Origin of the sequence: Pseudomonas viridiflava (genome assembly GCF_900602065.1) — a bacterium.
Taxonomy (GTDB): domain Bacteria; phylum Pseudomonadota; class Gammaproteobacteria; order Pseudomonadales; family Pseudomonadaceae; genus Aquipseudomonas.
In genome coordinates this window covers 1-299 of record NZ_UWFN01000194.1, presented here as the reverse complement: position 1 = coordinate 299, position 299 = coordinate 1, and the positions used below count along the sequence as shown (strand labels likewise).

Here is a 299-nt window from a genome sequence, read left to right as displayed (position 1 = left end):
CCCTTGAACAGGGTCGGCAGCGCGCCCAGCGTGGCCTTGATGGTCTTGCCATTGTTACCAACAATGAAAGCCCCAATCGCGCCGCCGCCGATCATCACCAGCTCCAGCGGCTGGAACAGCGCGGCCAGATGCCCGCCCGCCATCGCGTAACCGCCGAAGACGCCGACCAGCACCACCACATATCCAATTATGACTAACAAGTGACCTGACTCCCCATAGTGAAACAAGGCCAAAATGTCAACTAACGCCGGCCCGATTTCAATAAATTACGTGTAGAACTACAATAACGTGTCCGGGGG

1 protein-coding gene is annotated in these 299 nt (G+C 56.9%); it reads right to left on the bottom strand.

What is annotated here, in order from left to right; genetic code table 11:
* The coding region (locus EE949_RS10555; RefSeq protein WP_346773486.1) for a motility-associated protein at positions 1–200 on the bottom strand (200 nt) is incomplete at its 3' end.
* Positions 201–299: the final 99 nt, after the last annotated feature.